At 59.6% G+C, this 24,839-nt stretch carries 24 protein-coding genes; 15 read left to right on the forward strand and 9 right to left on the reverse strand.

The genetic code is table 11. The features are described 5' to 3' along the window. Nucleotides 1-93: 93 nt before the first annotated feature. On the forward strand, nt 94-711 hold the full coding sequence (locus J7447_RS18935; RefSeq protein WP_023002238.1) for a GntR family transcriptional regulator: 618 nt from the start codon (nt 94-96) through the stop codon (nt 709-711). Here the strand turns inward: J7447_RS18935 and J7447_RS18940 are convergent, their stop codons facing one another. Together J7447_RS18940 and J7447_RS18945 are read right to left on the reverse strand one after the other, a co-directional pair. Beyond that, a complete protein-coding gene (locus J7447_RS18940; RefSeq protein ID WP_209170574.1) occupies nt 712-1,116 on the reverse strand; it encodes an MAPEG family protein in 405 nt (134 codons plus the stop codon). A gap of 83 nt (nt 1,117-1,199) precedes the next feature. Then, nucleotides 1,200-2,594 carry an L-serine ammonia-lyase gene (locus J7447_RS18945; RefSeq protein ID WP_031269831.1) on the reverse strand — a complete coding sequence of 465 codons (1,395 nt, stop codon included), beginning with the start codon at nt 2,592-2,594 and terminating at the stop codon, nt 1,200-1,202. 249 nt (nt 2,595-2,843) lie between these two features. Between J7447_RS18945 and kynU the strand changes: the two genes are divergently transcribed. Then, nucleotides 2,844-4,064 carry a kynureninase gene (gene kynU / locus J7447_RS18950; protein ID WP_209170575.1) on the forward strand — a complete coding sequence of 407 codons (1,221 nt, stop codon included), beginning with the start codon at nt 2,844-2,846 and terminating at the stop codon, nt 4,062-4,064. On the opposite strand, the gene J7447_RS18955 is transcribed toward kynU, so the two are convergent. After that, entirely contained in the window at nt 4,057-6,135 is a 2,079-nt protein-coding gene (locus J7447_RS18955; protein WP_077290832.1) for a bifunctional diguanylate cyclase/phosphodiesterase, read from the reverse strand. The two genes, kynU and J7447_RS18955, sit on opposite strands and share 8 nt — an antisense overlap. A gap of 427 nt (nt 6,136-6,562) precedes the next feature. Between J7447_RS18955 and kynB the strand changes: the two genes are divergently transcribed. From kynB to J7447_RS19005, 10 genes are all read left to right on the forward strand, one after another. Then, nucleotides 6,563-7,192 (forward strand): arylformamidase, encoded by a 630-nt coding sequence (gene kynB, locus J7447_RS18960; protein ID WP_062491934.1) that lies wholly within the window; start codon nt 6,563-6,565, stop codon nt 7,190-7,192. 69 nt (nt 7,193-7,261) lie between these two features. After that, nucleotides 7,262-8,032, forward strand: a complete 771-nt coding sequence (locus tag J7447_RS18965; RefSeq protein ID WP_023002232.1) for an ABC transporter ATP-binding protein — start codon at nt 7,262-7,264, stop codon at nt 8,030-8,032. Beyond that, nucleotides 8,029-8,736: an ABC transporter ATP-binding protein gene (locus tag J7447_RS18970; protein WP_023002231.1), complete on the forward strand. Its 708-nt coding sequence runs from the start codon at nt 8,029-8,031 to the stop codon at nt 8,734-8,736. Before J7447_RS18965 ends, J7447_RS18970 begins: the two co-directional genes overlap by 4 nt. A gap of 5 nt (nt 8,737-8,741) precedes the next feature. Next, the gene (locus J7447_RS18975; RefSeq protein ID WP_023002230.1) at nt 8,742-9,614 is read left to right on the forward strand and encodes a branched-chain amino acid ABC transporter permease; all 873 of its coding nucleotides are present in this window, start codon (nt 8,742-8,744) and stop codon (nt 9,612-9,614) included. Between the two features lie 15 nt (nt 9,615-9,629). Then, nucleotides 9,630-10,616, forward strand: coding sequence for a branched-chain amino acid ABC transporter permease (locus tag J7447_RS18980; RefSeq protein WP_023002229.1), 987 nt, complete (start codon nt 9,630-9,632; stop codon nt 10,614-10,616). Nucleotides 10,617-10,709: 93 nt separating this feature from the next. Then, a complete protein-coding gene (locus tag J7447_RS18985) occupies nt 10,710-11,915 on the forward strand; it encodes an ABC transporter substrate-binding protein (RefSeq protein ID WP_055657548.1) in 1,206 nt (401 codons plus the stop codon). Between the two features lie 320 nt (nt 11,916-12,235). Beyond that, on the forward strand, nt 12,236-13,414 hold the full coding sequence (locus J7447_RS18990) for an NAD(P)/FAD-dependent oxidoreductase (protein WP_209170576.1): 1,179 nt from the start codon (nt 12,236-12,238) through the stop codon (nt 13,412-13,414). Between the two features lie 200 nt (nt 13,415-13,614). After that, on the forward strand, nt 13,615-14,682 hold the full coding sequence (locus J7447_RS18995; protein WP_209170577.1) for a LacI family DNA-binding transcriptional regulator: 1,068 nt from the start codon (nt 13,615-13,617) through the stop codon (nt 14,680-14,682). A 101-nt stretch (nt 14,683-14,783) separates the two neighbouring features. Beyond that, nucleotides 14,784-15,248 carry an Rrf2 family transcriptional regulator gene (locus J7447_RS19000; RefSeq protein ID WP_075283567.1) on the forward strand — a complete coding sequence of 155 codons (465 nt, stop codon included), beginning with the start codon at nt 14,784-14,786 and terminating at the stop codon, nt 15,246-15,248. A 425-nt stretch (nt 15,249-15,673) separates the two neighbouring features. Continuing rightward, on the forward strand, nt 15,674-15,889 hold the full coding sequence (locus J7447_RS19005) for a hemin uptake protein HemP (protein WP_031269825.1): 216 nt from the start codon (nt 15,674-15,676) through the stop codon (nt 15,887-15,889). Nucleotides 15,890-16,006: 117 nt separating this feature from the next. Here J7447_RS19005 and J7447_RS19010 read toward each other — a convergent pair whose 3' ends face one another. Continuing rightward, nucleotides 16,007-17,200, reverse strand: a complete 1,194-nt coding sequence (locus J7447_RS19010; RefSeq protein WP_055657554.1) for an HD domain-containing phosphohydrolase — start codon at nt 17,198-17,200, stop codon at nt 16,007-16,009. A gap of 176 nt (nt 17,201-17,376) precedes the next feature. On the opposite strand from J7447_RS19010, the gene J7447_RS19015 reads away from it, so the two are divergent. Both J7447_RS19015 and J7447_RS19020 read left to right on the forward strand, forming a co-directional pair. Further along, nucleotides 17,377-18,630 carry a TIGR03862 family flavoprotein gene (locus tag J7447_RS19015; protein ID WP_023002222.1) on the forward strand — a complete coding sequence of 418 codons (1,254 nt, stop codon included), beginning with the start codon at nt 17,377-17,379 and terminating at the stop codon, nt 18,628-18,630. Next, the gene (locus tag J7447_RS19020; protein WP_023002221.1) at nt 18,627-19,082 is read left to right on the forward strand and encodes a YaiI/YqxD family protein; all 456 of its coding nucleotides are present in this window, start codon (nt 18,627-18,629) and stop codon (nt 19,080-19,082) included. The genes J7447_RS19015 and J7447_RS19020 overlap by 4 nt, the downstream gene beginning before the upstream one ends. Before the next feature lie 34 nt (nt 19,083-19,116). Here the strand turns inward: J7447_RS19020 and J7447_RS19025 are convergent, their stop codons facing one another. Further along, entirely contained in the window at nt 19,117-20,007 is an 891-nt protein-coding gene (locus tag J7447_RS19025) for a hypothetical protein (RefSeq protein WP_023002220.1), read from the reverse strand. Nucleotides 20,008-20,316: 309 nt separating this feature from the next. Further along, nucleotides 20,317-20,682, reverse strand: coding sequence for a BA14K family protein (locus tag J7447_RS19030; protein WP_023002219.1), 366 nt, complete (start codon nt 20,680-20,682; stop codon nt 20,317-20,319). A 383-nt stretch (nt 20,683-21,065) separates the two neighbouring features. Between J7447_RS19030 and J7447_RS19035 the strand changes: the two genes are divergently transcribed. After that, nucleotides 21,066-21,278, forward strand: coding sequence for a cold-shock protein (locus J7447_RS19035; protein WP_006934329.1), 213 nt, complete (start codon nt 21,066-21,068; stop codon nt 21,276-21,278). A gap of 289 nt (nt 21,279-21,567) precedes the next feature. On the opposite strand, the gene choV is transcribed toward J7447_RS19035, so the two are convergent. From choV to J7447_RS19050, 3 genes are all read right to left on the reverse strand, one after another. Next, complete coding sequence (choV, locus tag J7447_RS19040; RefSeq protein WP_209170578.1) at nt 21,568-22,611, reverse strand: choline ABC transporter ATP-binding protein; 1,044 nt, start codon at nt 22,609-22,611, stop codon at nt 21,568-21,570. Next, on the reverse strand, nt 22,608-23,450 hold the full coding sequence (gene choW, locus J7447_RS19045; protein ID WP_055657561.1) for a choline ABC transporter permease subunit: 843 nt from the start codon (nt 23,448-23,450) through the stop codon (nt 22,608-22,610). Before choW ends, choV begins: the two co-directional genes overlap by 4 nt. An 83-nt stretch (nt 23,451-23,533) precedes the next feature. Next, nucleotides 23,534-24,478, reverse strand: a complete 945-nt coding sequence (locus tag J7447_RS19050; RefSeq protein ID WP_023002216.1) for a choline ABC transporter substrate-binding protein — start codon at nt 24,476-24,478, stop codon at nt 23,534-23,536. Nucleotides 24,479-24,839: the final 361 nt, after the last annotated feature.

Consider the following 24,839-nt stretch of genomic DNA (forward strand, 5'->3'; position numbering starts at 1 on the left):
GCTTCTCTACCGGAAGACAGTGTTTCGGAAGGTCAAGCGACCCGAAAGCTGCAATTGCTTGCGCGAACCCCAGCTTGCCGCTAACCAGACATCATGAACGGATCTGAAATTTACCACCGGCTGATCGGCCTTATTGAAGAGCGGGTCTTGAAACCCGGCGACCGATTGCGCGAGGCAGACCTGGCGGAAGAATTCGGCGTCTCCAGAACGCCGATCCGCGAAGGCCTGAAACGGCTTGAGGCCCAGGGCCTCGCCGTGCACGAGCCCAACCGTGGCATGGTGGTGCCGACCCTTGATCATGGCCAGATCAACGAAGTCTACTTCATGCGGGAAGTTCTGGAAGGAACGGCCGCCGGACTTGCCGCCAAGCATGCGTCAAAGCCGGAAGTGGAGATCCTGCAGGATCTGGTCAGCGCCGATCGCAAGCGCATTGCGGATAAGGACAGCCTAGTGCGCTCGAACCGGGAGTTTCACCGCCGCCTATGCCTGGCCTCGCACAATCGCTATCTGGTCGACCAGATCGACCACCTGCGCCTGTCGCTCATCCTGATGGCGGGCACGACGCTGGATACGCCGGAAAGGCGCGAAACGGCGGTCGAGGAACATGCCGCAATCGTAGACGCGATTTCACGGGGCGACTGTGCCGCAGCAGAAGCTGCTGCCCGGCTTCACATTGCGCACGCACACAAGACCCGGCTGCAGCAGATCTGATCAGCCGGTCAGCAGGCCGTTTGCCGAGCGCGTTAACAACATCAGTGCCGCGACAACCAGAACGGTGAATGTGAGAGCCATGCCTGCAATCCGGAAGCTGAGCGGCTCCGGTTCCTGGCTGACGCTGTAGGCGTGCAGGGCCCTGCCGGTGAAAAGACCCACACCCAGAGCCCAGAGCAGCCAAGGCGTGGCGCCCGTCAGCTCCAGAAGCAGCATGAGTATCAGCCCCAGCGGGGTATATTCTGCAAAGTTGCCGTGGGCGCGCATGCGTCTTTGCAAACCGCCATGGCCGCCATCGCCGAGGCCGATGCGTTCGCTCTTGCGCACGCCGATCACCCGAACACTCAGGAAAATGTAAAGCAGCGTCAGCAGGCCCGCGAAAAGCGGGGTGATGTAAAGCGCCATGTCGGCCCCTTGAAAGAGAGAGCCGGCGGCGCAGGTTCTGGCCGCCGGGGATGATCAGCTTACGACGGGCGGGAAAAGGCGGATCAGCATTCCACGATATTGACGGCCAGCCCGCCCTTCGAGGTTTCCTTGTACTGCTCCATCATGTCCATTCCGGTCTGGCGCATGGTCTCGATGCAGCCGTCCAGCGGCACGAAATGCGAACCGTCGCCACGAAGCGCCAGAGAGGCGGCAGTAACAGCCTTGACCGCACCAAGAGCATTACGCTCGATGCAAGGGACCTGCACCAGGCCTGCAATCGGATCGCAGGTCATGCCGAGATGGTGTTCCAGGGCGATTTCCGCCGCATTCTCGATCTGCTCGTTGGTGCCGCCAAGCGCTGCGCACAAACCGGCAGCCGCCATGGCAGAGGCCGAGCCGACTTCGCCCTGACAGCCAACTTCGGCACCTGAGATCGAGGCGTTTGCCTTAATGATGCCGCCGACGGCTGCGGCCGTCAGCAGGAAGGTCCTGATGCCGGCCTGGTCCGCGCCGGGGCAATGATCGAGGTAATAGCGGGTCACCGCCGGAATGACCCCGGCAGCACCATTGGTCGGTGCCGTTACGACACGGCCCCCGGCAGCGTTTTCCTCGTTGACGGCCATGGCGTAAACGCCGAGCCAGTCGACCACGTTGTGCTCGAAAGGCGGGTTCGTGCGGCCTTCGCGAATGAGCTTTTGGTAGATATCTGCGGCGCGGCGTTTCACTTTCAAGCCGCCGGGCAGAATGCCGGTCTGGGAAATGCCGCGGTTGATGCACGAATCCATTGCCGACCAAAGACGGTCGATGCCTTCTTCCACTTCAGCCTGAGGCTTGTCGCTGCATTCGTTGCGCAGCTTCATCTCGGCAATGGAAAGCTCGGCTTCCCGGCCCATCTCCAGCATCTGTTTGGCGTTGGCAAAGGGAAATGGCACATCCTGCTTGGCAAGCTCGTTGACCGGTTCGTTGCTGGTCTTGCGCAATTCGGATTCGCTGACCACGAAACCGCCGCCGATGGAATAATAGACAAAGGTGTCGATGACGGCGCCGGCAGCATCCAGCAGATGGAAGGTCATGCCATTGGCGTGGAGCGCCAGCGGAGGGCCATAGTCGAAGATAACATCCCGGGACGGTTCGAAATGCAGCTCCGGCAGGCCGTCTATTTTCAGCTTCCTGGTCTGCTCCAGCTCTTCCAGCATCGGGTCGACCTTGTCCGGATCGATGGAATCGGGCCTGGCTCCCAGCAGGCCGAGACACACGGCCTTGTCCGTGGCGTGGCCCTTGCCGGTGAAGGCAAGCGAGCCATGCAGGGTGACGGTCAGCCGTGTCGCACGGTTTTCCGCGCCGGACAGGCCCCGCACCCGGTCAAGGTAACGGTGAACGGCAACCATCGGGCCAACCGTATGAGAACTGGACGGCCCGATGCCGATTTTGAAAATGTCGAAGACGCTGATGAACATCTCTTGAACCGCATATGTCAGATGCACCGGCCCTGCCGGCGCTTTGAGGTCACGCTAACAGATAGCGCCCGGATGTCCTCCATTCAAACGGGCATTTTTGTGTTATTTGCGACATGCGGCTGAAACAGACGTTTTCCCGTGCGGGTTAGAACCGGATCAAACGGTTCGCGGAAACAGTTGTTTGCGAAATGCCCCTTTGATAGCGTGCCGCTTCCTTTCAAATGCAACTATCCGACACAAGAGCTACTCATGACCTCGCAGCACCCGGCCGACACGGCAGATGTTCTGGCTTCCAAAAAACAGGCGTTTCAAATCCCCGACGGGGTCATCTATCTGGATGGCAATTCGCTTGGTGTGCTGCCGAAACACGTGCCTGCCCGCATTGCGCAGGTAATCAACGAGGAATGGGGCAACAGCCTGATCCGGGCCTGGAACACCCACAGCTGGATCGACCTTCCCGCCCGCACAGGTGACCGCATCGGCAAGTTGATCGGCGCGCCGGCCGGGACGGTCGTCGCCTGCGACAGCACCTCTGTCAATGTGTTCAAGGTCCTTTCCGCAGCCCTGGCGCTGCGGCCGAAGCGCAAGGTCATCCTATCCGACAACGGCAACTTCCCGACCGATCTTTATGTCGCCTCGGGCCTGAAACAATTGCTCGACAAGGGACATGAACTGAAGGTTGTCGATCCGGAAGCGGTGAAGGACGCCATTGGTGAAGACGTGGCGGTGGTGATGCTGACGCAGGTCGACTACCGCACCGGCCGGGTTCATGACATGGCGGATATCACCCGCGCGGCCCATGAAGCAGGTGCCCTGGCGATGTGGGACCTTGCCCACTCTGCCGGTGCGATCCCGGTCGATCTTCACGGGGCTGGAGCGGATTTTGCCGTTGGTTGCGGATACAAGTATCTGAATGGAGGCCCGGGTGCTCCGGCATTTCTCTATGTTGCGCCCGAGCACCAGGACAAGGTCACCTCGCCGCTGACCGGCTGGATGGGGCATGAGGCCCCCTTCGCGTTCGATCTCGACTACAGGCCGGTTTCCGGCATCAGCCGGATGACGGTCGGCACGCCCGCCATTCTTGCGCTTTCGAGCCTTCATGCGGCCCTTGATGTCTTTGAGGATGTCGACATGGCGGACATCCGCCGCAAGTCCGTTTCACTCAGCGAGTTGTTCATCGCTGAAGTCGAGGCCAAGTGCCCGCAACTGGAACTGGCCAGCCCGCGGGATCCGAATGCCCGCGGCAGCCAGGTCTCGTTCCGCTTCAAGGAAGGTTACGCCGTCATGCAGGCGCTGATCGACCGAGGCGTGATCGGTGATTTCCGGGCGCCTGACGTAATGCGCTTCGGCTTCACGCCGCTGTACCTGTCGCATCAGGACATTGTCGACGCGGTTGAGATCCTGAAGGATATTCTGGATACGGAAAGCTGGAACCGGCCGGAGTTCAAGACCCGCGCAAAGGTCACATAGCCGCGACGCGAACCTGGGCCTGCAGCATGTCGATAAACTGCTGTTCGGGCACTGGTTTGGAATAGAGGAAGCCCTGGAAACGGTTGCAGCCGTTTTCAGACAGCCAGGCCCGCTGTTCAACGGTTTCCACCCCTTCGGCGACAACGCTGGCATCAAGCGCTGATGCCAGCGACAGGATCAGCTTCACGATGGCGCCGCCGGTGGCAATGTCGTTCATGAACATCCGGTCGATCTTGATACCGTCGATCGGATAGTTGTGCAGATAGGCCAGGTTGGAATAGCCGGTGCCGAAATCGTCGATAACGATCCGGTAGCCGGCGGCTTTCAGCTTCGTCAGGGATTCGTAGGCATGCGGAATATCGCCAAGCAGAACGCTTTCGGTGATTTCCAGCGAGATGTCGTTCGCATTGCAGCCGGTTTCCTTCGGCAGGCTCTGCATGCGTGCAACAAAGGTGGGGTCCGAAAGCTGCTTGGGTGAAACATTCATCGACAGCGGTACGGAAACGTTCAGCAGCTTGAGCCCGGACTGCATGTAGGCAACATTCCGGCTGACCCAGGTGCCGATCTCGTTGATGAGGCCCGTTTCCTCGGCAACCGGCACGAAGTCGTCGGGACTGACCAGGCCTTTTTCGGGGTGCTGCCAGCGCAACAGGGCCTCGGCGCCGACAACACGTTGGGTGCGGGTGCAGGCAATCGGCTGGTAATACAGCAGGAATTCATTCTCGCGGATTGCCCGTTCGAGATCCTTCTTCAGGGACATGTGCTTGTCCCGGAGTTTGCGCATGTATTCCTTGTAACGGACGCATTTGTTCTTCCGCTCCGACTTGGCCTGGTAAAGCGCAAGGTCCGCATGACGCATGAGCTGGTCGATGTCCGTACCGTCGGCCGGATAATGGGCATAACCGATGCTCAGCCCGACATGACGAGGCTTGCCCTCAATCAGATGCGGACTGGTAAAGGCCTGCAGCAGCGCCTGTCCGAACCAGTCCGGTCGCGGGCTTTCGGGCGAGGAAAGGTGGCAGATCAGAAATTCGTCGCCGCCAAGACGGGCGACAATGTCGTTGTTTCCGGCCAGATCCTTCAGTTTGGATGCAACAAGCTGCAGAAGATGGTCGCCTGCAGCATGGCCAAGCGTGTCGTTGACCATCTTGAAGTCGTCCAGATCCACGAGATAAAGCGTTGCGATCAGGTTGTTGTCCTTCGCAGTCTGCCTCACATGCGACAGGCGTTCCTTCAGATAGGTCCGGTTCGACAGCCCTGTCAGCGCATCATGGCTCGCAAGATACTGGGCGCGTTCCTTGGTCTGGTGAAGCTCCGTGACATCGATCTCGCTCAGCAGAAAGGCAGGCTTTCCTGTTACGGCGTCATGGCAGCGGCGTATGGTGATTTCGTGCCAGCGCAGGCCGTCGCTCGTCCGGACCTCCGCCACGAACTTGGTCGTGGCTTTTTCCGTGAGGACGCCCATCACGTTCTTGGCGAGCACCTGATCGATGAAATGATCCCACAAGGTGCACGCAAGATCGGTGCAGGCTGCCCTCGCGGCCGTGTTGCGGTAAAGAGGTTGCCCGTCTTCGGAAAACAGCGAGATCATCACCGTGGTGTGCATCAGCGCTTCGGCGCTTCGGAGCGTTTCCGGCTGTTGCTCGTGATGCGGACGGCCTTCGCACAGCAGCGCCATACGACCGTCATTCAGCCGGATGCCGCTCATGACAACCTGCAGGACCTGAGCCTTGCCATTCGGATAGAGTGTCCAGATCTCCGAAAAGCTCACGTCGTGCTTGGTGAAATCCTGCTGGTACTGCCGCAGGCGCTGTTCCACCGAATGGGACATGTCCGAGCCCATGTCGCGTGCCCGCAGCTCTTCCAGCGATTCGGCATCGGTAATCTCAAGCGCCTTGCGATTGGCCCACACAATGCATTTCTCGTCGAAATCGAAAATCCAGATACCGGTGTCGAGACGATCGTAAATCGAAAAGATCAGCTCCTGATCCACCCTGCCGTCATCGAGTGTAAAAGGCAGGGACGCTTTCCTTTTTTCGGTTGCCCGCTGCGTCTGGGAAAGATCGGACATGTGTGACAGGGTCGTTCTCCGGGATGAACGCATTCGAAATCAAAAATCATGACGGACGAAGCCGCCAGTTCGTGTCTGGCAACGCAAATTTGCAACTTTGCAGAAGTGTAAGGAACGTGAATATATCATTCAATTTAAAATCGGGAAAACCGCTGACAAACTTAACGAGATCTGGTGATACTTTCAGTTTCTGAATTTAGAATAGTGCCGATAGATAAAACTTGCATCAAACGCCAACAGATTGTTGTGCGACACCTTGGATGCCGGATTTGAGCTTTCCCCGATTGCAAAAGGCCGTATCGCGCTGGTTTTGCGCCAGCTGACTGCCTGTCGCCGGCGTGTCTGCTCAGCTTTACAACACTTGCCAGCCATGGTTGTTTCAAACTGTCTGAAACGCGGCAATTGCCCTTCAGCAGGATATTTCAAGATGACGGATCTGTTCGACATCACGCCGCCCGTGCGGCCGGGTATAGCGGTCTATCCCGGCGACGCGCCTTATCGCAGCTCCTGGACGGCGACGATCTCAGAGGACTGCCCGGTGAATGTCGGCGAGTTTTCCATGTCGAGCCATTGCGGAGCCCATGCCGATGCACCCCTGCACTACGACCCGGACGGTCTGACGATCGATCAGCTTGATCTGCATGATTTCGTCGGACCGGCCCGGCTGATCGATGCACGCGGTACCGGTCCGCTTTGCCAGCCCGGAGAGCTGGAAGCGTTCCTTGAAGGCTGCCCGCCCCGAGTGCTTGTGCGGCTTGCCGAAGAACGAGACGTTACGGTCTGGCCGGCAGGCTACAGGGCTCTGGCACCGGAAACCATGAGCCTGCTGGCGGACGCCGGTGTTAAGTTGGTCGGCGTGGATGTGCCCTCCGTCGACCCGGATCCTTCCGAAACCCTGCCCAGTCACGGGATCGCCCGTTCCCGTGACATGCTGATTCTGGAAAATCTTGCTCTTTCTGCGGTGGAACCCGGTGATTATGAGTTGATTGCGCTGCCAATGAAGTTAGAAGGGCTGGACGCCGCGCCGGTTCGGGCCATTTTGCGCCCGCTCCGCTAATTCCGGGAAACGGGAAAGCGCGGCCGGAATAAGAAAAAGACTGACCGTTGGGAGCGGCAAGGAGCGTGAATGCTGGAGCTTGATCAGCTCGTTATGGATTTCAGCGGATTCCGGGCGGTGAATGGCTGCTCGTTCCGCGTCGAGGAAGGCAGTATCACCGGATTGATCGGCCCGAACGGGGCTGGCAAGACGACGCTTTTCAACCTGATCGCAGGGGCACTGCAACCGACAAGCGGACGCATCCGGTTTCTGGGCGAGGACGTCACCAGCCTGGCCAGCCATGAGCTGTTTCACAAGGGACTGGTGCGGACATTCCAGATCCCGCATGAATTTCACAAGCTGACGGCGCTGGAAAACCTGATGATGGTGCCGCCGTCTCAGCCGGGCGAAAGCCTGTTTTCCAATTGGCTCGCCTGGGGTCGGGTGAAGGCTGCCGAGGCCGAGGTCGAGAAAAAGGCCTATGAGACCCTGGCGTTCCTGGAGCTGACCCACGTGGCGCACGAGCCGGCCGGCAACCTTTCCGGTGGCCAGAAGAAGCTTCTGGAACTGGGCCGCACCATGATGACCGATGCCAGACTTGTGCTGCTCGACGAACCGGCGGCAGGCGTCAATCGCACCCTGCTGCGCAAGCTCGAGACCAAGATCGAGATCCTGAACAAGGAGCGCGGCTACACGTTCATCCTGATCGAGCATGACATGGAAATGATCGAGAAACTCTGCGATCCCGTTGTGTGCATGGCCGAGGGCAGGGTGTTGATCCAGGGCGATTTCCAGACCGTGCGGTCCAATCCTCAGGTGCTGGAAGCTTATCTGGGCGAAACCACGGGAGATGCCGCATGACAGCGCTTCTTTCCATGGACGGCATCACCGGAGGCTATGGTGACGCCGACATCCTTCAGGACGTCTCCATGCATGTGGATGCGGACGAGATCGTCGTCATCGTCGGCCCGAATGGTGCCGGCAAGTCCACAGCCATGAAATCCGTTTTCGGTCTCCTGACCATCCGCGGCGGTCGCATGCTGTTCGACGGCGACGACATCACCAGTTGGGCTCCCAACCGCATCGTCCAGCGCGGCATCTGCTATGTCCCGCAGGTCGACAACATTTTCCGCGAGATGTCGATCCACGAGAACCTGGAGATGGGCGGCTTCCTGAAGAAGGGTGACCTCAGCGCTGCCTATGACCGGGTCTACACCCTGTTTCCGGACCTGAAGGAACGCCGCAAGACGCTTGCAGGGTCCCTGTCGGGCGGGCAGCGGCAGATGGTGGCGATGGGCCGGGCGCTGATGCTCGATCCGAAGCTTCTGCTTCTCGACGAACCGACCGCCGGGCTTTCGCCCAAATACATGGAACAGATCTTCCAGATCTGCCGGGACGTGCGCGACACCGGTGTCGCCATTCTCCTGGTGGAGCAGCACGCCAAGCAGGCGCTTGCCTTTGCCGACCGGGGCTATGTCCTGGCCGCCGGCAAGAACCGCCACGAAGGCAGCGGTGCCGACCTCTTGGCCGACCGTGAAGTCGCTGAAATGTTCCTGGGGGGCTGAGCGGTATGGATTTTCTTGAGCTCATCAATTTCTACGTCATTCCGGGCATCGTGCTCGGCTCGATCTATGCACTTGGCGCCGTTGGCATCACGCTGATCTTCGCCATCCTGCGCTATGCACATCTGGCGCATGGTGATCTGGCGACGCTTGGTGCCTTCATTGCGCTGGCGGTTGTCACCGGTCTTGGCGTCTCGCCGCTTCTGGCCCTGCCGATCGCCATCATCGCGACCGCCGCCGTTGCCGTCGGCATCGACAAGGTGTTCTATGAACATCTGCGCGAGCGGCCGAAAATCGTCACTGTGATGGCCTCGCTCGGCATAGCGCTGATGATCCGCGCCGTGGTGCAGGTGGTCTGGGGTGTCGATACGGAAACCTATTCCCGCGGCATCGTCCGTCCGGAAAATTATTTCGGCCTGCGCATCCGTGACCGCGAAATCCTGACGGTCATCGCTATGCTCGCGCTTGTCGGCGGACTGCAGCTGTTCCTGACCCGCTCCAAGTGGGGCAAGGCCATGCGCGCAATGTCGGACAACCCCAATCTGGCTTTGCTCTCTGGCATCGACAACAAGAAGGTCGTGATGCTGACCTGGGTGATCGCAGGTGGTCTGTGTGCCGCCTCCGGTGTCTTCCTCGGCCTCAACACGGAACTGAAGTCGCTGATGGGCTGGCAGATGCTGCTGCCGATGTTCGCTGCCGCCATTCTGGGCGGGGTCGGCCGGATCGAGGGGGCCGTGCTTGGCGGGTTGATCGTCGGCATTGCCGAGGAGTTGTCGGTTCTGGTGATCCCGAGCGAATACAAGGCCGCAATGGCCTTCGCCATCCTGTTGTTCATGCTGCTTGTGCGCCCGACCGGGCTGCTCAAGGGCAAAGTGCTATAAGGGGAGGGAGAGAAAATGGAATATCTCGGTCTTCTCAACTACGCCCTCTTCATGGCGATCTTCATCGGCATCTACGCGCTGCTGGCGCTGGGGCTCAACATTCAGTGGGGCTTTGCCGGTCTGTTCAACGCCGGCATCGCCGGGTTCTTCGCAGTTGGCGCCTATACCTCCGCGATTCTGACGACAGAACATGCCGACGGCCGTATCGGCGGCTTTGACATGCCGTTCTTCGTCGGCTGGATCGGAGCGATGCTTGCCGCAGCTCTGGTGGCCTGGCCCATCGGCAAGATCTGTCTGCGGTTCCGCTCCGACTATCTGGCGATTGCCTCCATCGGGATTGCGGAAATCATTCGCCTTGTGGTCAAGTCCGAACCGGTGCTGACCAATGGCGCCCGCGGTATTTCCGGTATTCCGCGCCCGGCGGCGGAGTTTCCGTCACTGGCGCAGGAAAGCGCCTACATGGCGTCTCAGGCTGCCTATCTTGCCATTGTCATCGTCGTTCTGATTGCGGCTTACCTGCTGGTCGAGCGTCAGTTCAACGCGCCCTGGGGCCGCATGATGCGCGCCATCCGCGATAATGAAGGCGCCGCCAAGGCCATGGGCAAGGATGTCGAGTTCCGCCGCCTGCAAGCCTTCATTTTCGGCTCGGCCCTGATGGGGCTGGGCGGCGCGCTGTTCGCGCATTTCAACCGCTCGATCACCCCGGAAGCCATCGACCCGATGGTCGCGACCTTCCTGGTCTGGATCATGCTGATCCTTGGAGGCTCCGGCAACAACCGCGGCGCCATTCTGGGAGCTGCGGTGGTCTGGATCATCTGGTCGATGTCGGAAATCGCAACTGACCGCCTGCCGACGGAATATGCCATCCAGGCCAAATATATTCGCCTGTTCCTGATCGGCCTGATGCTGCAGCTGGTGCTGCGCTTCCGGCCGGAAGGCCTGCTGCCGGAACCGCTGAGAGGCGACCGGCGTGCAACAAGATCCGGTGCGGATCACACTTAGATCCGTTCCTCAGGCTAGCTTCCCGGTATCGGGAGGCGGAGCCTCGAAAATCCAAAGTCCCGGCGAAGACCGGAATAATGAGGAGGTACTTTGATGAAAACCAAGATTCTCGCGCTTGCAGCCGGTCTGATGACCGCAACCGCGCTGGCATCCGTGCCGGCAAAGGCCGATGTCAAGATCGGATTGCTCGGTGGCATCTCCGGCCCGATCGCAGCCATGGCTCCGGCCATGATCGACGCCGCACAGCTGGCCTTTCAGCAGGTCAACGAGCAGGGCGGCATCGGCGATGGCGAAAAGCTGGTCGGTGTTGTCGGCGACAGCGCCTGCAATCCGCAGAACGGCACTGACGCCGCAACCAAGGCCGTGAACATCGAAGGCGTCATCGGCGTCGTCGGTCCGCATTGCTCGGGCGCGGTTCTGGCTGCAGCCGGTTCCGTTACCATTCCGGCTGGTATCACCATGATCACGCCGTCCGGCACCTCGCCGGAAATCTCCACCCTCGACGACAAGGGCACCGTGTTCCGCACCGTGCCGTCCGACGACTATCAGGGCCGTGCGCTGGCCCGTACCCTGAAGGAGCAGGGCTACGAGAAGGTCGCCGTCGCTTACCTCAACAACGACTACGGCACCGGTCTTGCCAATGCGTTCAAGGCGGAATTCGTCGATGAACTCAGCGGTGAAATCACCCAGTTCGCAGCGCATGAGGAAGGCAAGGCCTCCTACCGTTCCAACCTTGCCGAACTCGCCAAGGGCGGCGCGGACACGCTGGTGATCTTCGACTACGGCGACGGCACCGGCCTCACCATCCTGCGTCAGGCTCTCGAAAACGGCTTCTTCGACAAGTTCGTCGGCGGCGACGGCATGAAGTCCGAAGCAGTCATCAACGAGCTGGGTGCCGAAAACCTGGCCACCTTTGTTTCGTCCTCGCCGGTTGGCGAACAGTCCGAATCCCTCGACATCTTCAACGAAGCCTTCAAGGGCATCGGCGGCGATCCGGATGCGATCTTTGCCACCACGTCCTATGACGCGGCGTTCCTGCTGGCACTGGCGGTCGAAAAGGCCGGCGGCAAGAAGGAAGACGTTGCAGCGGCAATGGCCGAAGTCTCCAACGGCGAAGGTGAAGCGATCCGTCCGGGCGAGTGGAAGAAGGCCAAGGAACTGATCGCAGCCGGCACGGCCATCGACTACAAGGGCGCAGCCGGCGACCACAACTTCGATGAAAAGGGCGACGTTCCGGGCACCTACGCCCTTTGGGAAGTCGGTGCGAATGGCTTCGAAGTCCTGACCGAAATGAAATAAGCGACTTCGCAAGAAGCGTTTTTAAGAGACCGGCGACCTGAAAGGGCCGCCGGTTTTTCTGTTTCCATCGCTTCGATTCCCCGTCATTCCGGACAAGTGAGGCAAAGCCGAACGCAGATCCGGAAACCAGACTTATTTCGCGCGCACGCGCGGCGGCTTCCTTTTCTGTCAAATAAGTGTTCGCTCATGTTCACGCTTACGCACTGGGTTCCGGATCGGCGCGCAGCATTGGCTGCGCTTGTCCGGAAAGACGGAGGGGCAGAGAAAACAAGCTCACATCTCCCTTACCCCCTCCCGAAATTCCCGCTATACACCCCGCCATGCGTGATCTGGATGTTCTTGTGCTTGGTGGCGGTGCCGCGGGGCTGATGTGTGCGATTGAGGCGGCAAAGCGCGGGCGCAAGGTGCTCGTGCTCGACCATGCCAAAAACCCGGCGGAGAAAATTCGCATTTCCGGCGGGGGGCGCTGCAACTTCACGAATATTCATTGTTCGCCGGCTAATTTTCTCTCCCAGAACCCGAGGTTCTGTGTGTCGGCGCTGAAGCGCTATACCCAGCAGGACTTCCTGAAACTGGTCGAAAAGCACCGCATTTCCTGGCACGAGAAGACACTCGGCCAGCTCTTTTGCGACAACAGCGCCAAGGACATCATCCGGATGCTGCTGTCCGAGCTGGAAGCGGCCGGAGGCACGTTGCAGCTGGAAACGGACATTGAGGCGATTGAAAAACCCGACGACCGGTTTTCCGTGTCAACGTCCAAGGGGCAGTTGCGGGCGGCATCGCTAGTTGTGGCGACAGGCGGACCGTCGATCCCCAAGATGGGCGCGACCGGCTTCGGCTATGATCTGGCCAAGCGCTTCGGCCACAACGTGATTGCCCCGCGCGCGGCGCTGGTGCCGCTGACCTTTTCCGATACCAACAAGGAACTGTGCGGCCGGCTTGCCGGTGTCTCGGTGGATGCGATCGTTTCGTTCCAGAAGACGTCGTTTCGCGAAGGCCTGCTCTTCACGCATAGGGGTCTGTCCGGTCCGTCGGTGCTGCAGATTTCGTCCTACTGGCAGGAAGGCAAGCCCATCTCGGTGAACCTGTCTCCCGAGGCCGACGTCTTCGAAGCCCTGCGGCAAGCCCGCCAGGACAACCCGAAACAGGACCTGAAGACCGCGCTGGGGGGACTGCTGCCCAACAGGCTGGCTGACGAACTTTCGCAGGCGTTTGCCCTGAAAGGCCGTCTGGCCGACCAGTCGGACAAGGTCCTGCGCCGGGCGGCAGAACAGTTGAACCGCTGGCAGCTGACGCCGGTTGGCACCGAAGGCTACCGCACGGCGGAAGTCACGCTTGGTGGCGTGGACACGAAGGAACTCTCCTCCAAGACCATGGAAAGCACGAAGGTGCCGGGCCTCTATTTCATCGGTGAGGTGGTCGATGTCACCGGCCATCTCGGCGGCTTCAATTTCCAGTGGGCCTGGTCGTCCGGTCATGCCGCCGGGCAGGTGGCCTGAGTTTCGTAATCATCAATTGGTAGAAGACTTTGCGCGGCGCAGCATTTTTTGATGATCGCCCCTCAAAGCTGGTTATAGTGGCTTGAAAGAAGGCTTGGAACCAAGCCGCTCTTTCACCGTTGCCTTGAGTGTCCTCTTCCCGCGGAAAAGGTCTGTGCCGGTGCGAAGTAACGGCAAATGGCTGACGTCCGGGGGGATGAATGAAGCGCGTAACGATCCACGATGTGGCCGAAACAGCGGGTGTCAGCCTGGCAACGGTTGATCGTGTCCTCAACGGGCGGCCGGGTGTCCGGAAGGTCACCATCGAAAAGGTCAAGCAGGCCGTCGAGGCGCTGAACTACAAACCGGATGTCTTTGCCGCCGGCCTTGCCAAGAAACGGGTCTACCGCCTGCACTTCCTCATTCCAAATGGCCCGAACGCCTTCATGGAAGACCTGACCCGCGAAGCTCTGTCCCACGCCGAAACCATGAGCGGTGACCGCATGCATGTGCATGTCGAGCCCATCGACGCCTTCGACGGGCACAGGGTGGCCGGTACGCTTGCGATCCTCGACCGCTCGCAGTGCGACGGTGTCGCGGTGGTCGCGCCCGCGTTCCCGGAGGTTCAGGCAGCCATCGACCGGCTGCAGGACAGGGGGGTGCCCGTCGTGACGCTGGTCTCCGATCATCCTTCCTCCAGCCGCCAGCATTTTGTCGGCATCGACAACGTCGCCGCCGGGCGCACCGCCGGACGGTTGCTCGGTCGCTTCCTGCCCAGATCCCCGGCCAAAGTCGCCATCATTGCCGGATCGCTCGGCCTTCGCGATCATGCGGAGCGCTATCAGGGCTGCCGGGCGGTCATCGAGCAGAACTATCCCCATCTGGACTTACTGAAGGTGCGTGAGGGGAGGGACGACAACGCCCGCAATGCGGACCTGATGCGAAAGCTTCTTGCGGAACATCCCGATCTTGCCGGGCTCTACAATATCGGCGCGGGCAACCGCGGCACGATTGCGGCCCTGAAGGAAAGCGGCCGCAGCCAGGGCATCGTCTTTGTCGGACACGAACTGACGCCCTACACGCGCGAAGCGCTTCAGGACGACGTGCTGGATGCGGTGATCGCGCAGGACCCGGGTCACGAGATCCGCAGCGCCATCCGCGTCCTGAAAGCGCTTTGTGATGGTGTGCCGATCATCGAAGGGCAGGAACGTATCGGCATCGATGTGTTCCTGAAGGACAATCTGCCCGGGGATCTGGAGCCATCAGACACCGCCGGACGACCTGTCTGATCCCGGCAACGGGGCGTCTTTCCGGCATTCCTGCCAAAAAGTCGCCTCTCACACTCAAATTTTGAATTGACCTTTCAGATCGCGCACCTCATATCTATGGCATGCGTTTGACACAACAGACAAACTATGCCGTGCGCGCGCTGATGTACTGCGCCGTCAACCCGGACAAACCAAGCAAGGTCGCTGATATCGCGGCCAGCTTCGACATGTCCGAAACCCACCTGTTCAAGATCATGAAGGTTCTGGTCGATGCAAATCTGATCAAGACCATTCGTGGCCGGAACGGCGGGGTCATGCTGGCGCGTCCGGCAGAGAATATTTCGGTTGGCGAAGTTGTCCGCGCCGCCGAGGAAAGCTTCCTTCTTGCCGAATGTTTCGACAGTGGCCGCAAGGATTGCCCGCTCATCATGTCCTGCGGCTTCAATGGCCTGCTGCATGAAGCGCTGGAAGCATTCATGGAAGTTCTGGACGGCAAGTCGATTGCCGACCTTTCGGAAGACCGCTTCGGCATGCGCGATCTCCTGAAGATCGAAATGACCAAGGCTCCGATCGCGGCCAACGCGTAAGGTTTTATCGACATAAAAAGTTTCGAAGGCGCCACCATTCGGTCGGCGCCTTTTTCGTTTCGTATGTCTCGAACATGTGACGATTGGTCGGGAAAAGGAAAGGCATGCCACGCGACTTGCGCGGGCGCTCTCAAAGAAAAGGCCGGGCTGGCTTGCCGCTGAGGGAGAGGAGAGGGCGGTTGGCTGGCCTGGCATTTGTCACTCCGGTTGCCCGGAGGTCCTGTCTAATCCGAAACCAGAGGACGCGATTTCCGGTTCCGTTTCGATCAGGCATTGCCTTGATAGGAAAACTTGAGTATGAGTGTCAAGTATAAAGTTGAGTTTGAAACTCACCTTTTGATTCCGATGTCCCACCGCTCCGCTAAGAAACTGATTTTTTGAACAGTTTCAGGAGCAACACAAAGGCCAAGGACCGATTGCGCGCAATGACACCGACCGCCAACAGCCAGAAGCACCGCCTCTCCCTGGGTTCCAGCAGCCGCGCTACGCGCGCCTTTGCGGCAACACCGCCGCGTGAGCATAAATCGGAGCTCGACACGCGCGACCTGTTCAGCGGCCAGCGCCAGATCCAGATCCGCCACAACGACGAAACCTACCGTCTGTCGATCACCAAACAGGGCAAGCTGATCCTAACGAAATGATATTGCCGGGCTGACATCCCTTCCCTTTTGCGGGGAAGGGGTGCGGCAAAGGGAACGCCCTCTCTATAGACTGCGATATGCCCGGGCGCTCTCACCACAGCCTTTCGTTCTCCACCTTCAAGCCGTATCGATCAGAGCTTCTTCGGGTGCCGAATGGCGTTCGACGCGGATGGGTTGGCGCACGCCTGCGGCCTGGTGGAAATGTTCCAGCCGGCGGATGGTGGTGGGTGTCAGCATATGGCCGCGGGACAGAACCAGTTCGTGACCGGTTTCGGTCAAGGCGTCGTCGATCAGCACATCACCCGGCCGCAGAGAGCGTATGTAGCATTCGGCAACAAGTCTTTTGCGCTCCTCCGGCACGTCGTCCATCAGCGTTTCCTTGGCCAACTCCAGCAGCATCGGATCATATTTGCGCTTGTTGATGGTAAGCGCCTCGAAGGCCGCTGCATCCGGTCCGCTTTCCGGGCTTGCGTACCACAGATCCGTCAAGAGCTTGAGGATGCGGGCAATCATCGGGATTTCCTTGCCCGTCGGCCCGTCCTTTGGGAAACCCGAGCCGTCGAAACCTCGGCCGGATAGAAACAGGTATTCGGAAACTTTCTCCAGTTGCGGTATGTTCTTCAAAAGATCCCGGGTCTGGTCCGGTGCCCGATCCAGGATATTACGCTCCTGCTCGGTCAGGCCGCGTGCGGCCCGGTAGCGGGCAAGGATCTGTTTCGGCAGCAACGCCTCGCCAAGCGGTGACAACATCACCGACATTTCCAGTTCCCAGGTTTTCTTCATCCCCAGGCGTTTGGCCAGCCGCAGGGCCTGTTTGCGAACCGTGCTCGTGCGCCGGAACGCTTCCGGATGGAAGAGCGCCAGCATGTCGATCAGCAGCTTGACGGATCCGGCAAGCGTCCGCTCCAGCAGCGCGCGGTCCTTGGCGAGCTGAAAATGATGGGAAAGAGCTGTTTCCATGGCGCTGGCCAGATCTGTCGATTGACAGGGCTTCTCCAGATACATGAAGGCATGGGCCTCATTGAGCGTCTTTTTGATCGCATCTGCCGAGTTTTCCCGGGTCAGCATGACCCGCGCGGCTTGAGGCGCAATGGTCTCCGCTGCTCGCAGAAAGGCCGTTCCGCCACGGCCCGGCAGATTGAAACAGGAAAAAATGACGGCTGTGCCATGGTTCTGCTTCAGAAACTGCAATGCAGCTTCCGTTTCGGAAAAGCAGGCAACCCTCATGTGACTGCCGAACAGGCGTTCAAAGCCTGCCTGAACGTCCTTGTCCGGATCGGCAACGACTACCAGGTCCGTGCCTTTTTCCATTCACGGCTCCTTTCACAGGAAGCAGACCCGCCGGGAAAACTTCCGCAGGTACACCCCCTGGATGATATTCTCATGAGACTGATAACAAATACTTGCAATAATTCTCGACATACCAACACTGGCTCTGATGAAAATCGATGGTGGTCTTTGCAGCCCGCCTTGAACTATAAGGCCGCATGTTCGACGTCCTGATTGCCGGTGCCGGTCCGGCCGGTCTCTTTGCTGCGGAGCGCCTGTCCGAAAACGGGTATAGCGTTGTGGTTATCGACCGCATGCCCTCGCCAGCGCGCAAGTTCCTGATGGCTGGCCGCGGCGGCCTGAACCTGACCCACAGCGAAGACCTGACCGCGTTCCTCGCGCGCTACCGGCAGGCCGAACCCTTTTTGGCGCCCTTGATCCAGGAATTTCCGCCCGAAACGCTGCGGCGCTGGTGCGAAGACCTTGGCGAAGAAACCTTTGTCGGCAGTAGCGGACGTGTCTTCCCGAAATCCATGAAGGCCTCCCCCTTGCTGCGCGCCTGGCTGCGCCGGCTGGATGCCAATGGCGTCCGCCTCCTGACCCGGCACGCACTTTGTGCCATTGAAGGAGACGGACCGCTTCAACTCAGGACACGGGATGAAACTGCCGCCGAAGACACTGCAGGTGAAGGCGCCCTGCAATCCCTCACTGCACGTGCCTGCCTTCTGACCATGGGTGGTGCAAGCTGGCCGAAGCTCGGTTCCAACGCCGCGTGGGTGCCGATGCTGGAAGAACGCGGTGTTCGCATCAACCGGTTCCAGCCGGCAAATTGCGGCTTTCAGACCGGCTGGAGCGATTTCCTGAAAGAGCGGTTTGCCGGTACGCCGCTCAAACGTATAGCCCTGTCCCATGGCGGGAAAAGGGTGCAGGGGGAGGCGGTCTTGACGGCTCAGGGCCTTGAAGGTGGTGCCGTCTACGCCTTGTCCGCCGAACTGCGCGAAACAATCAACGAAACCGGTTCGGCGACACTGCACATCGATCTGCGGCCGCAGGCCGGAGTTGACGAGCTGGCAGCGAAACTCTCAAGACCCCGAGGCAAGCAGTCTGCAGCCACGTTTCTCAAGAAGGTCCTTCGGCTGAGCCCCGTTGAAATGGCGCTGCTGCGCGAAGCCGGCGATGTCCCTTCCGATCCGGAAAGCCTCGCGCGCTGCATCAAGGCCGTTCCCGTTGTTCTGGACGCGCCCTATTCCATCGACCGGGCGATCTCTTCCGCCGGAGGCATCGCGCTGGACGAACTGGACGAAGGCATGATGCTCAAGAAGATGCCGGGCATCTTTGCCGCGGGTGAAATGCTGGACTGGGAAGCGCCGACAGGCGGCTATTTGCTGCAGGCGTGTTTTGCGACAGGTGCCCGGGCAGCAACCGGCATCGCGGCCTTTCTCCAAAGCTCGAAAGGAGAGCAAACAACATGACCGTGCTCTACATCGACGCCGATGCCTGTCCGGTCAAGGACGAAGCCGTTCGCGTGGGCGAGCGCCACAATGTTGAGATCAAGTTCGTTTCCAACAGCTGGATGCGGCTTCCCGAAGGCGATCTGATCGAGCGGGTTGTCGTTCCTGAAGGGCCGGACGAAGCCGACAACTGGATCGCGGAACGTGCGGTGGCGGGTGATGTGGTCGTGACGGCCGATGTGCCGCTTGCGGCACGCTGTGTGAAGGCGGGCGCTCTTGTCATCGGTCCGACAGGCAAGCCGTTTCGCGAGGATGCCATCGGCATGCGCCTTGCCATGCGGGATCTTAACACGCATCTTCGTGAAATCGGGGAGATCCGCGAAAGCGGGCCTGGCTTCACGAAGGCCGACAGATCGCGCTTTCTGAACCAGCTTGAGACCACCATGCGCGCGGCAAAGCGAATGTTGACCTGATGCCGGCCGTGCCGGTTTTTGCTTGCCGGAGGCCCTATTGAGGTAAACTAAGTATTTGCAGAGACGGAGGCGTCCCGTTAGGTTGCTGTGTCGGATTGTCCTTGTGCTGTTTGAACTTCATGATCGCACCCAGGGAAAAACCGAGACCTCCCAGTGTCATCACATTAGCGATCGGGGGATCATCCTCCCGGTGGCGACGGATAAGGGACTTGGACTTGCCGCCGAAATAGATGCTGACGCCTGCAAGTGCGTAGGCTTCGCCGCCTTCGCGCAGGGCCGCGCGTGCAAACAGGCTGGGTTGAAGCTGCGTATCACGTAGAGGTGCCCATTCGACGCCGAGCCCCCCGGATGCATCACCACCCGACACCCTGCCAGACACAGACAGAGCCAGGTTCTCGTCAGGATACCAGGTGAGTTTCGAGCCGGCCACGAACGTGGCATCGAGATCATATCTGAATTGACTGCGTCCGTTGGTTTCGATCGCGCGGCTGCCATCGGTCACCCCGACGACGCCCCCGAGTGTGATTGGACCCCAGTATCGCTCGGCCTCGATGCCAGCGGAAAACACGTCGACACCCTGGTAAGCGTCGAGATGGGAATACGAACCTTCAAGGCCGATCATGCCGGTTGACGGATCTCGCCAGAACAGATGTGCCCCGGCGCCGTAATAGGCGGATTGTCCTGCAAAGGGTTCATCGTAGCCACCGACACCGGCATCAAGCTGCAGGCCGAATCTGTGTCCAAGCGGCATCGTGATTGCGCCTTCCACACCTCCAACCGCGCTTCCGTCGGAACTGCCGCCATTGACGGACATCTTGCCGCTGATCCCGTCTACGGCAGGTAGCGTTTGTTGTGAGTTTGCGGGCGTAATCGTCATGCACAGCGCAGTGAGCGGCAGCAGCACACCAAGGTATTTTGCAATCATGTGGTTCCCCCAGCCCGATCGGAAGAGATGTAGCGGAAGCGCCGAGGACATCTGGATGATCGGAAGGTATTTCTCCGTTCTAGGAAGATGGAGAAGACTTACAAAGCACAAGTAATTGCAATTTAAGGTGATGTAAAACGCTCAATTATGACCAATTCTTTCAGAGGGTCGGCGTTCCAGCAAATAAGGATTCTAGTTATTGATCGTATTCAAACAAAAAACTCCCTGCAAGGAGGGGAGGAAACCCTTGCAGGGAGTGGCCGGTGGCCTTTTCAGGCCGGTTATGGCCCGGCGAAGTTGGAAACTGCCTTACTGGCAGAAGCGGTACTGTCCGGAATAGGACAGGAAGTAGCCGGTGTTCGGATTGAACGAACGATACTTGCGGCTGCAGTAGTTGTACCAGGCCGGGCTCCACGGAGCCGGACGGTAGATGACCGGGGCCGGAGCCGGTGCCGGATAGTAGGCTGGCGGAGCCGGATAGTAGGCCGGGGGCGGAGCGACATAACGCGGCTGGGAAAGTGCTGACCCGAGGATCGCGCCGGCGGCAAGGCCGCTGGCGACGCCGACACCGACCTGCCAGCCCTTGGCGGCATGTGCGGGTGTGGCCTGAGAGGTCAGTGTGACGCCGGCAACAAGAGCCAGCGCAGAGGCGGTAACTGCAAACTTCTTGAACATGACGGTGTCCCTTCCAGTGTCGTGAGGCCCTGCTGTCCGCCTCAACTCATGAGACGAAACTAACCCGCCCCCCGGTCGGGCTCTGTGACTGGTGTCACAAGCTGTCACTTTGCCACCGGAACAGGATTTATCGGCTTTGTGGCCTCGGTTTGACCACTGCAAAAATCTTTCGCTTGCCGTAAGCGCCGCCTGGACCTACATTATTCTTCATCGGTACGCGTTGTGCCGTACGGGACTGACGAAAGACCCGGTGAGACTGACTTCGGCAGGGCTCCATCAAGCGCTGCTCTGAATTTCCAAGCTTTCCGTTTCTTGTTGACTTCTCGTTTATCCGCGCCTGCCGGAAACGGGATGGCGCATCCAACCAGCGGAAAGGTTTCTCCATGCGCGAGAACGGCACCATTAAATTCTTCAACCATGACCGTGGCTTTGGCTTCATCACTCCGGAAAACGGTTCCAAGGACGTTTTCGTCCACATCACCGCATTCGAGCAGGCCGGTATCGGAACGCCCGTCGAAGGCGCGAAGATCTCCTTCGTTGCTGAAGACGACCGTCGCGGCCGCGGCAAGCAGGCTGCTCAGCTCGAGCTGCTCTAAGGTTTCAGGCTGCAGCCTCCGTCCGGGGACGGCTGGCGCGGATTGAACAACGAAAAACGGGACCGAAAGGTCCCGTTTTTTGTTTGTTTTTGAGGATGAAACCAGCCTCGTATCTTCACCCACTCAGCGCGGCCGATTTGTTCATCCTCATCCTGAGGAAGCGCAAGAGCGCTGTCTCGAGGGATGGGCGGCAACCTCCTGAACAAGTGGCCCATCCTTCGAGACGGACCTGGCGGTCCTCCTCAGGATGAGGCTCAATGTGCAGAAAAACTCCAAATCACCGCACGCCTTACGCCATGCAGTCCAGCAGTTCCTTCTCGCCAATGACACCGACGATTGAGCCGCTTGCTTTCACGACGACCGGATCCTTGCTGGACTTTTTCAGCTGTGCGACTTCACGCACCGAAGCGTCGGCATCGCAGGTCAGGGCGCTGGCGAGCGAGCCCGGCAAGCTGCCCGGAGGCACCATGATGTCGCGCGCGCGCAGCACGTTCAGCGGGTTCATGTGGCTGACGAATTCAGCCACATAGTCGGTTGCCGGCGACTTGACGATTTCCTGCGACGTGCCCAGCTGGATCACCCGTCCACCTTCCATGATTGCGATGCGCGAGCCGATCTTGGCGGCTTCATCGAGATCGTGGCTGACGAAGATGATGGTCCGGTTGAGTTCCTTCTGCAGGTCGAGCAACTCGTCCTGCAGCTTGTCGCGGATGAGCGGGTCGAGAGCCGAGAACGGTTCGTCCATCAGCAGAAGCGGCGCGTCGGTCGCAAAGGCGCGAGCGAGGCCAACGCGCTGCTGCATGCCGCCCGATAGCTCGTGTACGTGCTTTTCGCCCCAGCCGTTCAGGCCAACCAGCTTGAGCTGCGCCTCTACCTTTGCGGCTCGCTCCTTTGCGGGCATGCCGGCAAGCTCCAGGCCAAAGCCGACGTTTTCCGCCACCGTGCGCCAGGGCAGAAGACCGAACTGCTGGAAAACCATGCCGATCCGGTGCCGGCGCAAATCCCTCAGATCGTTCTCAGAGCAGGTTTCCGGATTGACGTAACGCTTGCCGTCATGGACCTGCACCTCACCCCGGATGACCGGGTTAAGACCGTTGACGGCCCTGAGCAGCGTCGACTTGCCGGAGCCCGAAAGCCCCATCAGCACGATGACTTCGCCTTCGTAGATGTCGAAGGTCGCACCGGCGACACCGAGGATCTGGCCGGTTTCTGCCTGGATTTCCTGCCGGGTCTTGCCGGCATCGATCATGGGCAGAGCCGTGTGAGGCTTTTCGCCGAAAACGATGTCGACGTCCTTGAAGGAAACGACGGCCGATTTGTTGGTCTCGCTCATCGTTTGCCTCCCTCTTCGGCGCGGAAGAAGCGGTCAAGCACGATGGCGATCAGGACGATACAGACTCCAACTTCGAAACCTTGGGCGATATTCACCGTGTTCAGGGCGCGCAACGTCGGCACGCCGAGGCCGTCCGCACCGACAAGAGCGGCAATCACGACCATCGACAGCGACAGCATGATCGTCTGCGTCAGGCCAGCCATGATCTGCGGCAGGGCGTAGGGCAGCTCGATCTTCCAGAGCAGCTGCGATTTGGTTGCTCCAAAGGCTTTTCCGGCTTCGATCAGTGCGGTCGGCGTCGAGGAAACGCCAAGCTGCGTCAAACGGATCGGTGCGGGAATGGCAAAGATGACGGTCGCGATGAGACCGGGCACCATGCCGAGACCGAATAGGATCAGTGCCGGGATCAGGTAAACGAAGGTCGGGATGGTTTGCATCAGATCCAGCACGGGACGAAGTGCGGCGTAAAAGCGGGGGCGATGCGCGGCCAGCACACCGACAGGCACGCCGACCACCATACAGACCACGGACGCGGCAACCACCAGCGCCAGGGTTTCCGTCGTTTCTTCCCAGTAGCCCTGGTTGATAATCAGCAGCAGGGAAATTGCCACGAAAGCCGCAAAGGATATGGTCCTGTGGACCAGGTAGCCGATGGCGACGGCGACAACAACGATGACCAATGGATGCGGCGTCTGCAGCAACCAGAGGATTCCGTCTATCAGCGTTTCGAGAATTGCCGAGATTCCGTCAAACACCCAATAGGCGTTGTCGGTGAGCCAATCGACCAAGGTGCGCGCCCACGGCCCGATCGGCAGCTTGTGTTCTGTGAGCCAGTCCACGCCACTGCTCCGGTATTATTGTTCTTGGAAAACCAGTGGCGCCGGGCAGGAGACCCGCACCGGCGCCAGATTTTGGTCAGCGATCAGAGACCGAGAGCCCCTTTGACGGCCGCGAAACTGTCGCCGCCATCAAAAGTCTTCACGCCGACGAGCCAGTTTTCGAAGGTTGCCGGATGCTCCTTCAACCAGGCGGCTGCCGCCTTGTTGGGATCCTCACCCTCGATCAGGATGGCACCCATGATCTCGTTTTCCATGGGCAGCGAGAATTCCAGGTTTTCAAGCAGCTTGCCGACGTTCGGGCATTCCTTGACATAGCCGGCACGCACGTTGGTGTAGACGGTGGCTCCGCCATAGTTCGGGCCGAAAATGTCGTCGCCGCCTTCAAGATACTTCATCTTGAAATTGGCGTTCATCGGGTGCGGTTCCCAGCCGAGGAAGACGATGTCCGCCTCGCGGCGGTTTGCACGGGCGACCTGCGCCAGCATGCCCTGCTCGGAGGATTCCACCACTTCGAAGCCTTCCAGTTCGAAGAGGTTTTCATCGATCATGCCGATGATCAGGCGGTTGCCGTCATTGCCCGGCTCGATGCCGTAGATCTTGCCGTCGAGATCGTCCTTGAACTTGGCGATGTCCTGGAAGCTCTTCAGGCCTTTTTCGTAGGTGTATTCCGGAACGGCAAGCGTGTACTTCGCGCCTTCCAGATTGGCCCGGACCGTTTCCACGGAGCCGTCTTCGCGATAGGCCTTGATGTCACCTTCCATGGTCGGCATCCAGTTGCCGAGGAAGATGTCGATGTCCTTGTTCTTCAGCGACGCATAGGTCACCGGAACGGACAGGATTTTAACTTCCGGCTTGTAGCCGAGCGCTTCCAGGACGACCGAGGTTGCGGCGGTGGTTGCCGTGATGTCAGTCCAGCCGACGTCGGAGAAGCGAACCGTCTGGCAGCTTTCCGGATCGTTTGCCAGGGCGGTTCCCGTGAGCATCAGCCCGAGCGCCAGGCCTCCAGCGAGTTTCGCTGCTACTTTCATATGTATACCTCCTATGGAAAGTCTGTTTTCTTGTTTTTCTGCAGGGCATGGGGTGTCAGTGTGGTTCTAACGCCCTCAGTTTCCTCTGCCCACAGCCTGCCTAACCTAGATCCAAACATCCACGGGAAAAAAATGCAAGTTTTCATTGATTGACTGATCAATTAAAAATAAAACTTGGATGTGAGACGAACGCGGCAAGGCGCATTCAGAGGCTCTTGGGAAGGCTTTTCCTTCTCCTTGACGCTGCTGCACCATGATCGTGACGATCGGTAACCGGACTTGTTCTTGTCCGGATGTGCCGCCGTCTGGTCATCGCCAGAAACGCTGAGCCGAATTCTTCTCTCGCCCTGTGTCGGAGGTT

Origin of the sequence: Labrenzia sp. R5_0, from assembly GCF_017743835.1 — a bacterium.
In the GTDB taxonomy this organism is placed as follows: domain Bacteria; phylum Pseudomonadota; class Alphaproteobacteria; order Rhizobiales; family Stappiaceae; genus Roseibium; species Roseibium algicola.

Excerpts from the sequence above, each read along its gene's own strand:
- choV (WP_209170578.1), bottom strand. The coding sequence starts at position 22,611 with ATGAGCGAGACCAACAAATCGGCCGTCGTTTCCTTCAAGGACGTCGAC.
- J7447_RS19020 (WP_023002221.1), top strand. The coding sequence starts at position 18,627 with ATGACCGTGCTCTACATCGACGCCGATGCCTGTCCGGTCAAGGACGAA.
- J7447_RS19050 (WP_023002216.1), bottom strand. The coding sequence starts at position 24,478 with ATGAAAGTAGCAGCGAAACTCGCTGGAGGCCTGGCGCTCGGGCTGATG.
- kynU (WP_209170575.1), top strand. The coding sequence starts at position 2,844 with ATGACCTCGCAGCACCCGGCCGACACGGCAGATGTTCTGGCTTCCAAA.
- J7447_RS18975 (WP_023002230.1), top strand. The coding sequence starts at position 8,742 with ATGGATTTTCTTGAGCTCATCAATTTCTACGTCATTCCGGGCATCGTG.
- J7447_RS18945 (WP_031269831.1), bottom strand. The coding sequence starts at position 2,594 with ATGTTCATCAGCGTCTTCGACATTTTCAAAATCGGCATCGGGCCGTCC.
- J7447_RS19015 (WP_023002222.1), top strand. The coding sequence starts at position 17,377 with ATGTTCGACGTCCTGATTGCCGGTGCCGGTCCGGCCGGTCTCTTTGCT.
- J7447_RS18990 (WP_209170576.1), top strand. The coding sequence starts at position 12,236 with ATGCGTGATCTGGATGTTCTTGTGCTTGGTGGCGGTGCCGCGGGGCTG.
- J7447_RS19030 (WP_023002219.1), bottom strand. The coding sequence starts at position 20,682 with ATGTTCAAGAAGTTTGCAGTTACCGCCTCTGCGCTGGCTCTTGTTGCC.
- kynB (WP_062491934.1), top strand. The coding sequence starts at position 6,563 with ATGACGGATCTGTTCGACATCACGCCGCCCGTGCGGCCGGGTATAGCG.
- J7447_RS18980 (WP_023002229.1), top strand. The coding sequence starts at position 9,630 with ATGGAATATCTCGGTCTTCTCAACTACGCCCTCTTCATGGCGATCTTC.
- J7447_RS18955 (WP_077290832.1), bottom strand. The coding sequence starts at position 6,135 with ATGTCCGATCTTTCCCAGACGCAGCGGGCAACCGAAAAAAGGAAAGCG.
- J7447_RS19035 (WP_006934329.1), top strand. The coding sequence starts at position 21,066 with ATGCGCGAGAACGGCACCATTAAATTCTTCAACCATGACCGTGGCTTT.
- J7447_RS19000 (WP_075283567.1), top strand. The coding sequence starts at position 14,784 with ATGCGTTTGACACAACAGACAAACTATGCCGTGCGCGCGCTGATGTAC.
- J7447_RS19010 (WP_055657554.1), bottom strand. The coding sequence starts at position 17,200 with ATGGAAAAAGGCACGGACCTGGTAGTCGTTGCCGATCCGGACAAGGAC.
- J7447_RS18965 (WP_023002232.1), top strand. The coding sequence starts at position 7,262 with ATGCTGGAGCTTGATCAGCTCGTTATGGATTTCAGCGGATTCCGGGCG.
- J7447_RS19005 (WP_031269825.1), top strand. The coding sequence starts at position 15,674 with ATGACACCGACCGCCAACAGCCAGAAGCACCGCCTCTCCCTGGGTTCC.
- J7447_RS19025 (WP_023002220.1), bottom strand. The coding sequence starts at position 20,007 with ATGATTGCAAAATACCTTGGTGTGCTGCTGCCGCTCACTGCGCTGTGC.
- J7447_RS18935 (WP_023002238.1), top strand. The coding sequence starts at position 94 with ATGAACGGATCTGAAATTTACCACCGGCTGATCGGCCTTATTGAAGAG.
- J7447_RS18985 (WP_055657548.1), top strand. The coding sequence starts at position 10,710 with ATGAAAACCAAGATTCTCGCGCTTGCAGCCGGTCTGATGACCGCAACC.
- J7447_RS18940 (WP_209170574.1), bottom strand. The coding sequence starts at position 1,116 with ATGGCGCTTTACATCACCCCGCTTTTCGCGGGCCTGCTGACGCTGCTT.
- J7447_RS18970 (WP_023002231.1), top strand. The coding sequence starts at position 8,029 with ATGACAGCGCTTCTTTCCATGGACGGCATCACCGGAGGCTATGGTGAC.
- J7447_RS18995 (WP_209170577.1), top strand. The coding sequence starts at position 13,615 with ATGAAGCGCGTAACGATCCACGATGTGGCCGAAACAGCGGGTGTCAGC.